We start from the raw sequence: 10,538 nt of genomic DNA, 5'->3' as shown, positions 1-10,538 counted from the left end.
AGCCCCCAGCCCGCCGAGCCCCCCGAACCTCCAGAAAGGCACAACCGCCATGCTGATCCGTACCGCTGCCCGACGCCGTGCAGCCGCCACCGCCGCCACCGCCTGCGCGCTCGCCGTCGCCCTGACCGCGTGTTCCGGCACCACCAAGGACAGCGCCCAGAAGGACACCGGCGACACGGGCGCCGCCTCCGCCGAGGCGAACCCGGACGCGGCGCTGAAGAAGGGCCTCAAGCTCGCCTTCCTGCCCAAGCAGATCAACAACCCGTACGAGAAGATCGTCGACGAGGCCGGCATCAAGGCCGCCGCGGAGTACGGCGGCACCGGCAAGGAGGTCGGCCCCTCCGACGCCAGCGCCTCCTCGCAGGTCTCGTACATCAACACGCTCATCCAGCAGCGCCAGGACGCCATCCTGATCGCGGCCAATGACCCGAACGCGGTGTGCGGCCCGCTCAAGCAGGCCATGAAGAAGAACATCAAGGTCGTCGCGTACGACTCGGACACCGCCAAGGACTGCCGCCAGCTCTTCATCAACCAGGCCAGCTCCGAGCAGATCGGCCGCAGCCTGGTCCAGCACCTCGGCGAGCAGATCGGCTACAAGGGCAAGATCGCCATCCTCTCGGCCACCCAGAACGCCACGAACCAGAACACCTGGATCGAGTTCATGAAGGACGAGCTGAAGCTGCCCAAGTACAAGGACATGGAGCTGGTCAAGGTCGCGTACGGCGACGACGCGGACCAGAAGTCCTTCCAGCAGACCCAGGGCCTCATGCAGGCGTACCCCGACCTCAAGGGCATCATCTCGCCGACCACCGTCGGCATCGCCGCCGCCGCCCGCTACCTGGGCGACTCCTCGTACAAGGGCAAGGTCGTCCTCAACGGTCTGGGCACCCCCAACCAGATGCGCAAGTACGTCAAGAACGACACCGTGGAGCAGTTCTCCCTGTGGAACCCGGAGGAGCTGGGCTACCTCGGCTCGTACGCAGCCGCCGCCCTGGCCTCCGGACAGATCACCGGAGCCGAGGGCGAGAAGTTCAAGGCGGGCAAGCTCGGTGAGTACACCATCGGCAAGGACGGCGAGATCATCCTCGGCGAGCCGACCGTCTTCGACAAGAAGAACATCGACAAGTTCGACTTCTGAGCGGGGCGAGAACTCGTGCGACGCGTCTGTTTCCTGCTGAAGGTCCGTCAGGACCGCATCACCGAATACCGCGAGCGGCACGCCGCCGTCTGGCCGGACATGCTCCGGGCCCTGTCGGAGTGCGGCTGGCACAACTACTCGCTCTTCCTGCGCGACGACGGCCTGCTCGTCGGCTATCTGGAGACCGAGGACTTCACGGCGGCCCAGGAGGCCATGGCCGCCACCGAGGTGAACGCCCGGTGGCAGAAGGACATGGCGCCCTTCTTCGAAGCCCTCGACGGCGACCGGCCGGACGAGGCGATGAAACCGCTCACCGAGGTCTTCCACCTCGCCTGAGACCTGCCCGAACAGACCTGCCCGAACAGACCTCCACAACGGACCCGCCCGAACAGACCCGCCCGTGTGTCCAGCACTCAACGGAGAGATACGGACATGAGACTCAGGACCGCCGCGACCGCGGCCACCGTGCTCCTCACCGCCGCCTCGCTGCCCGGCGCGACGGGTACGGCGCTGGCCGCCGACCCCGCCCCGGCCGTCACCCGGGTGGCCGACACCCAGCTCGACGGCCAGGCCATCTACTTCGTCTCGTACGACGGCCTGGTCAACAACAACTCGTTCCAGAAGAACGGTCTGCTCACCTACAAGGGCTACCAGTACGCCGCCTGGTACACGGCCGACCGCACCGCCGTCATCGCCCGGCGCGCCCTCGGGGCCGACTCCTGGGGGACCGTACGGCTGCCGCACCAGCTCAGCACGGACGACTCCCACAACGTCATCTCCATGGGGCTCTCGCGCGTCGACGGCCGGCTCCACATCAACCTGGACTCGCACAGCGACGGCTTCTTCTATGTGAAGTCGGCCGCCGGGCTGCTCGACAACCCCGCGGGACGCGCCTGGACGGGCGACGCGTTCGGCCCCGTACAGACCACCCTGGACGGGCTCGCGCTCACCTCCGAGTTCACCTATCCGCAGTTCGTCGCCACCCCGGAGGGCCGGCTTCAGCTCAGCTACCGGGTGGGCGTCTCGGGCAACGGCCGCAACGCCCTCGCCGAGTACGACGGCACGAAGTGGACCGCCCTCGGCGAATGGTCCGGCTCCACCGGCACGTACACCAGCGAGCACGGCTCCAGCACCGCCCGCAACATGTACCTGCACGGCATCGACTACGGCGCCGACGGCCGGCTGAGCGCCTTCTACACCTGGCGCGAGCAGTCCAACGCCGTCATGTGCGGCGGCGGCGGCCTCACCAACCACGACACCGGCTACGTCTACAGCAGCGACCGCGGCCGCACCTGGCGCAACCAGGCGGGCACGGTCGTCGGCACCACCGGCGGCTCCGACAAGGTGACGGTCGACGACCCCGGCACCGTCGTCGACCCGCTCAACCCCGACCACTCGCTGATGAACCAGGAGAGCCAGGCCACCGACTCCGCCGGTCTGCCGCAGGCCGTCATCAGCTACGTCCCCGGCCGGTTCGGCCAGTGCACCACGAACTACGCCGCCGACCGGACGGCGAACGGCCGCGCCTTCCATCTCGTCAGGAACGCTTCCGGAGACTGGAAGAAGACGGAGATACCCGTACCGCTCAACTCCAGCCAGCGCACCCATCTCGTCCTCGACAAGTACGACAACGCCTACGCCGTCATGCCGTACGGCCGCATCGTCGCGGCGTCCAAGTCCTCCGGCTACACCGACTGGAAGACGCTGTTCGACGCCAGCGGACTGAACGCCTTCGGCGAGGTCGTGGTGGACGACACCCGTCTCGCGCAGGACGGTGTTCTGTCGTACATGTACCAGCAGAAGTCGAGCTGCACCACGCCCTCGGCGCTGCGCGTCGTCGACTTCCGGCTCCCGTCCTGACGTACGAAGGGTCCGCCATGAACGCACCAGAGGCCCCCGCCGCCACCCGTACCCCCGCCGTCGCCAGAAAGCCCAGGATCGGCCTGGTCGCGGGCGGTCTCGGGGCGTACTGGCCCCAGTTCCCCGACCTGCTCCCGCAGCTGCGCGGCTCGGCCGCCCGCGTCACCGAACGCATGCGCGCGTTCGACGCCGAGGTGATCGACGTCGGCTTCATCTCGGACGCCGAGGAGGGCGCGGCGGCGGCCGAGAAACTGCGCGCCGCCGGCTGCGATCTGATCGTCGGCTTCCTCACCACCTATATGACGGCCACGATGCTCGTCCCCATCGCCCAGCGCAGCGGCGCGCCCGTCCTGCTGATCAACCTCCAGCCCACCCCCACCATGGACCACGCGTCCTTCGACACCGGTCAGTGGCTGGCCTACTGCGGCGCCTGCCCGCTGCCCGAGATGGCCAACGCCTTCGAACGCGTCGGCGTGCCCTTCCGCTCGGTCTCCGGCCATCTGGAGGACGAGCGCGCCTGGCAGCGCATCGGCCGCTGGATCCGCGCCGCCGGGGTCCGCTCGGTGCTGCGCCACGGCCGGCACGGACTGATGGGCCATCTCTACCCCGGCATGTACGACGTCTCCACCGACCTCACCATGGTCCCCGGGCAGCTCGGCGGGCATGTGGAGGTCGTCGAGTTCGACGATCTGCGGGTGCGGGTGGAGGAGGCCAAGGACGACGACGTCGCCGCGAAGCTCGACGAGACCCGCCAGGTCTTCGAACTCGCCGACTCCGTGGTCGAGGAAGACCTGCGCTGGGCCGCGCGGGTGGCCGTCGGGCTCGACCGGCTCGTCGCCGACTTCGATCTGGACTCGCTCGCCTACTACCACCGCGGGCTGAAGGGCGAGGTCCACGAGCGGCTCGGCGCCGGGATGATCCTCGGCTCCTCCCTGCTCACCTCGCGCGGTGTCCCGACCTGCGGCGAGTACGAGCTGCGGACCTCGCTGGCCATGCTGATCGCCGACCGGCTCGGCGCCGGCGGCTCCTTCACCGAACTCCAGGCACTGGACTTCACCGCCGGAGTCGTCGAGATGGGCCACGACGGCCCCGGCCATCTCGCCATCAGCGCGCGCAAGCCGCTGCTGCGCGGGCTCGGCGTGTACCACGGCAAGCGCGGCTGGGGCGTCTCCGTCGAGTTCGACGTACGGCACGGCCCTGTCACCCTGGTCGGACTCGGCCAGACCCGCGATGGCCGCTACCGGCTGATCGCGGCGCAGGGCGAGGTGGCCGAGGGACCGCATCTGGAGATCGGCAACACCACCTCCCGCGTCGGCTTCGGCTGCGACCCGGGGGAGTGGACCGACGCGTGGAGCGCCAGCGGGGTCGGCCACCACTGGGCGCTGGCCACCGGCGCGCTCCTGCCGGAACTGCGCGCGCTGGCCGGGCTGACCGGACTCGACCTGGTGGAAGTCACGGCCTGATGCGGCGGCCGGTGGGAATCAAGGATGTGGCGGGAGCGGCCGGAGTCTCGGTGGGCACCGTCTCGAACGTGATCAACCGGCCCGACTCCGTCACCGAAGAGACCCGCCGGCGCGTCCTGGCCGCCATCGAACGGCTCGGCTATGTGCGCAGCGAGTCCGCGCGCCAACTGCGCGCGGGCCGCAGCCGCATTCTGGCCATGCTCGTGCTCGACATGGCCAACCCGTTCTTCGTGGAGGTGGCCTCCGGCGCGGAACGCTCCGCGCGCGCCGCCGGGCTCGGGGTGATGCTCTGCAACAGCGCGGAGAGCCCGGCGGAGGAGGCCACCTATCTCACGATGTTCTCCGAGCAGCAGGTACGGGGCGTGCTCGTCACCCCGGCCGACATGAGCGGCCGCAACCTCGACGCGTTCCGCCGGCACGGCATTCCGTTCGTCTTCGTCGACCGGATCGTGCCCAGCGGCGACGGCTGCTCGGTCTCCGTGGACGATGTGAACGGCGGCGCGCTGGCCGTACGCCATCTGCTGCGCCGGGGCTGTCGTGACATCGCGTACGTCAGCGGGCCGATGCACCTGGCGCAGTGCCAGAACCGCCGCGACGGCGCGCTGCTCGCCTTCGCCGAGGAGGGGCGGCCACCCGGCGCGCTCCGGCACGTCGAGGCCGCGCGGCTGGATGTCGTCGCCGGACGGGACGCCGGGGCGCGACTGCTCGGCATGGCGACCCGGCCGGACGCGGTGTTCTGCGCCAACGATCTGCTGGCCCTCGGCGTCCTCCAGACGCTGTACCACGCGGGGGTACGGGTCCCCGAGGACATCGCCCTCGTCGGTTACGACGACATCGAGTTCGCCTCGGCCGCCGCCGTACCGCTGACCTCGGTGCGCCAGCCTGCCTTCCAGCTCGGTGGCGCCGCGGCCGATCTGCTGATCGAGGAGACGGCGCAGGACGCCGCCGCGCACGAACACCGGCGCATCGTGCTCCAGCCCGAACTGGTGGTACGCGCCTCGACGCTGGCGGGGGCGCGCCACTGACGGCCGGGAAGCGACGGTCCTCCGTGGCGGGCTTTGGTCTAGACCTTGACAGGTGCACGCGCTTTCCGCTTTGGTTCCCTCACCCCCCATGGTGAGCGCCGGACTCCGGCTGCTCGCGCGAAGGAGTGAGTCGTTTGAGACAGCGTGTACTGGCCCTGTTCACCGCGATGGCCTCGGCCCTCGCTCTCCTGATGTTCCTGCCCGCCTCGTCCGCCTCCGCCGCGTCCTGCGCGGCCGGCTGGAACGCCTCGGCCGTCTACACCGGCGGCAACGTCGCCTCGTACAACGGCCGCAACTGGACGGCGAAGTGGTGGACGCAGGGAGAGGCCCCCGGCACCTCCGACGTCTGGGCCGACCAGGGCGGCTGTGACGGGTCCAGCCCCGGCGGCGGCTCCGGCGGCAGCTGTGACCATCCGGCCTGGGTCGCGGGCCGTTCGTACGTCACCGGCGACATCGTCAAGTACACCAACGGAAAGTTCTACCGCGCCGAACACGACAACCCCGGCTACGACCCGGTCATCAGCACCTGGTACTGGAGCCCCTACAGCTGCGACGGGCAGACCGAGCCCCCGGCCCCGGGCGGATTCGTCGTCAGCGAGGGCCAGTTCAACCAGATGTTCCCGGGCCGGAACTCCTTCTACTCCTACAGCGGACTGACCGCCGCGCTGAGCGCCTACCCGGGCTTCGCCAACACCGGCAGCGACACGGTCAAGCGCCAGGAGGCCGCCGCGTTCCTGGCCAATGTCAGCCACGAGACCGGCGGACTGGTCCACATCGTCGAGCAGAACACCGCCAACTACCCGCACTACTGCGACACGGGCCAGCCCTACGGCTGCCCGGCCGGCCAGGCCGCCTACTACGGCCGCGGCCCGATCCAGCTGAGCTGGAACTTCAACTACAAGGCGGCCGGTGACGCACTCGGCATCGACCTGCTGAACAACCCCAACCTCGTCCAGAACGACGCGGCCGTGGCCTGGAAGACCGCCCTCTGGTACTGGAACACGCAGACCGGGCCCGGCACGATGACCCCGCACAACGCCATGGTCAACGGTCGCGGCTTCGGCGAGACCATCCGCTCCATCAACGGCAGCATCGAGTGCAACGGAGGCAACCCCGGACAGGTGCAGAGCCGGATCAACCTCTACCAGAACTTCGTATCGATCCTGGGGACCACGCCCGGATCCAACCTGAGCTGCTGAACCGCTGAGCTGCTGAACCGCTCCGTGGCAGAGGGCCGGTCCGACGGGCACACCGCCGTCGGACCGGCCCTCGCGCGCGGGTCAGACCGCCCGCTGAGGCTGCGGCTCCGCCGCGGGCGCCGGCATGGAGGCGGGCGTCGGCGCGGGGGCGGCGGGGGGAGCGGACACGGGAGCCTCCTCCTTGTCCTGATCGGGCTCCGGCGCCGCGCCTCTGGCCAGCTCTGCGTTGAACTGCGCACCGGCCAGCAGGGAGAGATTGGTGACCCAGAGCCAGACGAGGAACACGATGACACCCGCCAGCGAGCCGTAGAGCCGGTTGTACGTCCCCGCGTGCGACGTGTAGACGGCGAACCCCGCCGACGTCAGCAGCCAGAGCGCCACCGCGAGAATCCCGCCCGGCAGCGACCGCCGCAGCCGCCGCGTCCCCACCGGCCCGGTACGGAACACCATCAGCACCAGAACCGCCGCCAGCGCCAGCAGCAGCGGCCACTTCATCATCCGCCACACCAGGGACACGGTGGTCCCCATCCCCAGCATCCGCCCCAGGGTGTCAGCGGCCTCACCGGTCAGGATCAGCGTGAGGGCGCTGGTCACCAGCAGCGTCAGCATGCCGAGCGCGGTCAGGGCGATCCGCGGCGCCGTGCGCCACGGCGGCCGGTGGTCGACGGCGCCGTGCATGGCGTGCAGCCCCCGGCGGAACACCCCCAGATAGCTGGAGGCGGACCACATCGCGCCCACGGTGCCGAACGACGCCAGCAGCCAGGCCGCCGAGCGCTGCTGCGTCATCTCCTCCAGCGAGCTGCGGACCAGCGACTGCGACTGCGCCGGAACGATGGCCGCCACCTGGTCGGCGAGCTGCGCGCTGGCGTCGGGGCCGGCCAGGCCGATGGAGCAGACGGTGACCAGCAGCGCCGGGAAGATCGCCAGCACCGCGTAGTACGTGAGCGCGGCGGCCCGGTCGGTGGCGTCGTCGTGCCACAGGGCGAGCGGTGTACGGCGCAGCGCCCCGGCCAGCCGGCCGCGCCGCGATGCGGCGGCCCTGCCGATCCGTGCCAAACCTCTGCGTCCGGGTTCCTCGGCGGACAACGGTGCCTCCTGCGTCCTCGAACATGCCGTCTCCCATGGACGGGCCAGGTCACAGCCTGCCCGATCACCGGGGCGGCCCCGACCGGCACCGCCGTGACCGGGGCCGGCCACGGCCCGTGCCGGCACGGGCCGTGGTGACCGTCTGCCCGGGATCGGCCGTCTCAGCCCGGCCCCGGACATCCGTCCCGCCGAGAGCCGGCGCGGAGATTATTCGACGCGTCCCTCGGAGGTGGCGCCCGACGCGTCGTCGTCCTCGGGAAGGTGGACGTCGTTGACCGTGACATTCACCTCGACGACTTCGAGACCGGTGATCCGCTCCACGGCGGCGATGACGTTCTCCCGTACATCACGGGCCACATCGGTGATCGCCACGCCGTACTCCACCACCAGATCGAGGTCGATGGCGGTCTGCCGCTCGCCGACCTCGACCTTGACGCCCCGGCCCACATTGGGACGGCCGCCGGGCACCCGGTCGCGCACGGCGCCGAGAGTACGGGACAGCCCGCCGCCCATGTCGTACACGCCGGGGATCTCGCGTGCGGCCATCCCGGAGATCTTGACGACCACGACATCCGCGATGGAGGTCCTGCCGCGCGTCGCGGCCGGCTCGTTCGCGCCCACGGCCCCGGCGCCCACGGTGGTGGAACCCGCGGCGCCGCCACCCTGCCCGGTCACGGTCTTCTTGATCGCGGGAGCTTCCTGGGTCGCTGTCATGGGACAGCCTCCTGACTTCTCGTCCGGTCCCCCGGCTCTCGGGGACTCTCACCACGTTGGACCCGCGACCCGGCAGATCGTCACGCGCGTGCGGCGAGATTTCTGAGAAGTTCTCCCGTGACGGTTCCCGCGTGACGATGTGCCGTCCCGGGTGTCCAACATCTCGGCCCCTCGAAAAGGGGCTCAACGGGGATGTCGAGAGGAGTCGGTGAGTGCCCGGCAACGGGAATCAACTGTCAGCACGCGCGCCGGACCGGGATCCGGGACGGGGCCGGGAGCATGATCCGGCCCAGGACCAGGACCCGTCCGACGACGGCCTGCTGGCCGTACGCGCGGGCGAAGGCGACGAGGAAGCGTTCGAAGTACTGGTGCGCCGGCACGGCCCGGTCATGCTCCAGCTGGCGACGCGCCTGCTCGGCAACCGCACCGAGGCGGAGGACGCCGTGCAGGACGCGTTCGTGAACGCCTGGCGGAAGCTGCCGGAGTTCCGCGGCGAATCGGCCTTCAGAACCTGGATGTACCGGATTGTCACCAACCGGTGCCTCAATCAACTACGCGCGCGCCGTCCGGCCACCGATCTTGACTCGGTACCGGAACCGGCCGCGCCCGAATACCAGTCCTCACCCGCTCGCGCGGCCGAATCCCATGCGGCCACCCGCGCCCTGGCGGTGGCCATGGCGGGGCTCTCGCCGGAGCAACGCGCCTGCTGGGTGCTGCGTGAGCTGCACGGACTGTCGTACGAGAACATCGCGGAGACGGTCGGAATCAGCCTTCAGGCGGTCCGTGGCAGGGTCTTCCGCGCACGCCGCTACCTGACGGAGGCGATGAGCGCATGGCGCTGAACGCGCATTCAGGCCGCCCCGGGGAGCCGGGGCAGACGCCTGCTGAGCACGCGACGACACACGACGAGGAGGCGCTGACGCCTACGGATCAGGAGGCGCTGACGGATCAGGAGGCGCCGGACGCCGAAGTGCCGGAGGACGAGGAACTCCTGCCCTGCGGCCGCGAACTGAGCGCCGTCTGGGAGGCGTGGGACGCCGGGGAGAGCGCGCTCGACCCCCATATGTCCGACTGCCCGCACTGCTCCGCCGCACTGGCCGATCTGGCCGCCCTGGACGACGCCGTGCGGGAGGCACGCGCGGACGACACACCCGACACCACCGGTCTCGCCGAGCTGACCGGTCGTGTCATGGACATCGTGCGGCTGGAGCTGCGCCCCGGCAGGCCCCTGCCCCTGGGAGACCCCGAGGACGACACCTGGATCGTGGAGGCCGCGGCCGCCCGCGCCTTCCGCGCCGCCGCCGAGTCCCTGCCGATGGTCCGGGCGGGCAGCTGCCGGATCGGTCCGCTGGACCCGGGCGCCGCAGGGCGCACCGGCACGTCAACCGGGGGACCGGGGGACCGGGGACCCGTCCAGGTCAGACTGGAGGTCGTGGCCGGGCTCCAGTGGCCGCTGCCCGAACTGGCCGAGTCGGTACGCGCACGGGTGGCCGAGGCGGCGCAGGACGCCATCGGCATCGAGGTGGCCCGTATCGACGTACTGATCGTCGACGTCCTCGACGACGAGGCCCCGGCGGGATCCGGGGAGCAAGAGGAAGGAGGACACCGGTGAACGCACAGCGGAAGATCCAGGACGAACTGGCCCTGGCGACGGCCGACGCCGCACGGCGGATCGCGGGGGTGGCGTTCCTGCGGCCCGGAATCGTCGACCGGCTCCGTGCCTCCGCCGCCTCCCGCGCCGGGCGCCCCGGCGGCGGGACGGCCGCCGGCAACTCGGGCGTACGGGTCAGACCGCTCGACGGCGGCCCGGAGGTCTGGCACATCGACATCCAGCTGGTCGCGCGCGCCTCGCACCGGGCCCTCGACGTCACCCGCGCCGTCCGCGCGGCGGCCGGGGCGGCGGCCGAGGACGTGCTGTCCGAGCCGGGCGACCGGGTGCGGATCACGGTGACGGTCGTCGGCATCGTCTGAACCCGCCCGCACCCCAGGGAGGCCGGTCACCACCCGGCCGCCCGATAACTGTTTGGCTCTCGTCTCGTTGTCCCGGTCGGGG

Annotated in this window: 12 protein-coding genes; 9 read left to right on the top strand and 3 right to left on the bottom strand. The window is 70.7% G+C overall.

What is annotated here, in order from left to right; all coding sequences use genetic code 11:
• The first annotated feature begins 49 nt into the window (after positions 1-49).
• The 6 genes from rhaS (at position 50) to OG627_RS01315 (ending at position 6,685) form a co-directional block, all read left to right on the top strand.
• Positions 50-1,138 carry a rhamnose ABC transporter substrate-binding protein gene (rhaS, locus tag OG627_RS01340; RefSeq protein WP_329060550.1) on the top strand — a complete coding sequence of 363 codons (1,089 nt, stop codon included), beginning with the start codon at positions 50-52 and terminating at the stop codon, positions 1,136-1,138.
• Positions 1,139-1,153: 15 nt separating this feature from the next.
• Positions 1,154-1,474: an L-rhamnose mutarotase gene (locus OG627_RS01335; protein ID WP_329060548.1), complete on the top strand. Its 321-nt coding sequence runs from the start codon at positions 1,154-1,156 to the stop codon at positions 1,472-1,474.
• A gap of 96 nt (positions 1,475-1,570) precedes the next feature.
• A complete protein-coding gene (locus OG627_RS01330; RefSeq protein WP_329060546.1) occupies positions 1,571-2,998 on the top strand; it encodes a BNR repeat-containing protein in 1,428 nt (475 codons plus the stop codon).
• A gap of 17 nt (positions 2,999-3,015) precedes the next feature.
• Positions 3,016-4,461 (top strand): L-fucose/L-arabinose isomerase family protein, encoded by a 1,446-nt coding sequence (locus tag OG627_RS01325; protein WP_329060545.1) that lies wholly within the window; start codon positions 3,016-3,018, stop codon positions 4,459-4,461.
• Positions 4,461-5,486, top strand: coding sequence for a LacI family DNA-binding transcriptional regulator (locus tag OG627_RS01320; protein ID WP_329060543.1), 1,026 nt, complete (start codon positions 4,461-4,463; stop codon positions 5,484-5,486). The genes OG627_RS01325 and OG627_RS01320 overlap by 1 nt, the downstream gene beginning before the upstream one ends.
• Before the next feature lie 134 nt (positions 5,487-5,620).
• On the top strand, positions 5,621-6,685 hold the full coding sequence (locus OG627_RS01315; RefSeq protein WP_329060541.1) for a glycoside hydrolase family 19 protein: 1,065 nt from the start codon (positions 5,621-5,623) through the stop codon (positions 6,683-6,685).
• An 81-nt stretch (positions 6,686-6,766) separates the two neighbouring features.
• Here the strand turns inward: OG627_RS01315 and OG627_RS01310 are convergent, their stop codons facing one another.
• The 3 genes from OG627_RS01310 to OG627_RS01300 form a co-directional block, all read right to left on the bottom strand.
• Positions 6,767-7,771 (bottom strand): YihY/virulence factor BrkB family protein, encoded by a 1,005-nt coding sequence (locus OG627_RS01310; RefSeq protein WP_329060539.1) that lies wholly within the window; start codon positions 7,769-7,771, stop codon positions 6,767-6,769.
• A gap of 207 nt (positions 7,772-7,978) precedes the next feature.
• Positions 7,979-8,485 (bottom strand): Asp23/Gls24 family envelope stress response protein, encoded by a 507-nt coding sequence (locus tag OG627_RS01305; protein ID WP_329060536.1) that lies wholly within the window; start codon positions 8,483-8,485, stop codon positions 7,979-7,981.
• Between the two features lie 236 nt (positions 8,486-8,721).
• Positions 8,722-8,865: a hypothetical protein gene (locus OG627_RS01300; RefSeq protein WP_329073208.1), complete on the bottom strand. Its 144-nt coding sequence runs from the start codon at positions 8,863-8,865 to the stop codon at positions 8,722-8,724.
• Here OG627_RS01300 and OG627_RS01295 point away from each other — a divergent pair.
• Genes OG627_RS01295 through OG627_RS01285 form a run of 3 tightly spaced genes read left to right on the top strand, consistent with a single transcriptional unit; the run spans position 8,803 to position 10,456 of the window.
• On the top strand, positions 8,803-9,327 hold the full coding sequence (locus tag OG627_RS01295; RefSeq protein ID WP_329072256.1) for an RNA polymerase sigma factor: 525 nt from the start codon (positions 8,803-8,805) through the stop codon (positions 9,325-9,327). The two genes, OG627_RS01300 and OG627_RS01295, sit on opposite strands and share 63 nt — an antisense overlap.
• A complete protein-coding gene (locus OG627_RS01290) occupies positions 9,318-10,097 on the top strand; it encodes a hypothetical protein (RefSeq protein WP_329060534.1) in 780 nt (259 codons plus the stop codon). The genes OG627_RS01295 and OG627_RS01290 overlap by 10 nt, the downstream gene beginning before the upstream one ends.
• The gene (locus OG627_RS01285) at positions 10,094-10,456 is read left to right on the top strand and encodes an Asp23/Gls24 family envelope stress response protein (protein ID WP_329060532.1); all 363 of its coding nucleotides are present in this window, start codon (positions 10,094-10,096) and stop codon (positions 10,454-10,456) included. The genes OG627_RS01290 and OG627_RS01285 overlap by 4 nt, the downstream gene beginning before the upstream one ends.
• Positions 10,457-10,538: the final 82 nt, after the last annotated feature.

Source organism: Streptomyces sp. NBC_01429, from assembly GCF_036231945.1.
Taxonomy (GTDB): domain Bacteria; phylum Actinomycetota; class Actinomycetes; order Streptomycetales; family Streptomycetaceae; genus Streptomyces.
This window is presented reverse-complemented; position numbering and strand designations above follow the sequence as displayed.

Bases quoted from the DNA above. Each gene is read 5' to 3' on its own strand.
- OG627_RS01290 (WP_329060534.1), top strand. From the start codon at position 9,318: ATGGCGCTGAACGCGCATTCAGGCCGCCCCGGGGAGCCGGGGCAGACG.
- OG627_RS01305 (WP_329060536.1), bottom strand. From the start codon at position 8,485: ATGACAGCGACCCAGGAAGCTCCCGCGATCAAGAAGACCGTGACCGGG.
- OG627_RS01330 (WP_329060546.1), top strand. From the start codon at position 1,571: ATGAGACTCAGGACCGCCGCGACCGCGGCCACCGTGCTCCTCACCGCC.
- OG627_RS01320 (WP_329060543.1), top strand. From the start codon at position 4,461: ATGCGGCGGCCGGTGGGAATCAAGGATGTGGCGGGAGCGGCCGGAGTC.
- rhaS (WP_329060550.1), top strand. From the start codon at position 50: ATGCTGATCCGTACCGCTGCCCGACGCCGTGCAGCCGCCACCGCCGCC.
- OG627_RS01325 (WP_329060545.1), top strand. From the start codon at position 3,016: ATGAACGCACCAGAGGCCCCCGCCGCCACCCGTACCCCCGCCGTCGCC.